1 pseudogene is annotated in these 310 nt (G+C 71.9%); it reads right to left on the bottom strand.

The window, feature by feature from the left end:
• A pseudogene (locus GQS09_RS28455) lies at positions 1-310 on the bottom strand (L-arabinose isomerase); the annotation flags it as partial.

Below are 310 nucleotides of genomic sequence, written 5' to 3'. Positions count from 1 at the left end.
GAGGTCCTCGAAGTTGGTGGTGAAGGCCCCGAAGCCGCCGGCGGTGAGGAACTGGCGCAGCGCCGCCTCGATCCGGGCCGCGTAGCGCAGCGAGGCGTGGCGTTCGCCGCCGGGGGCGAGCTCGGGCGCCAGCCGGTAGCGGTCGGCGTACTCCTCGACCAGGGGGTCGACGTCGCTCTCGGCCACCGCGTCCACCAGGTCGGCCAGTTCGGTGACCCCGTAGGTGTTGACGCTCACCCCGAAACGGAGTTCGGCCTCGACCTTGTCGCCCTCGGTGACCGCCACGTCGCGCATGTTGTCGCCGAAGCGG

It is taken from the genome of Streptomyces sp. YIM 98790 (assembly GCF_011421595.1).
Lineage (GTDB): Bacteria > Actinomycetota > Actinomycetes > Streptomycetales > Streptomycetaceae > Streptomyces.
This window is presented reverse-complemented; position numbering and strand designations above follow the sequence as displayed.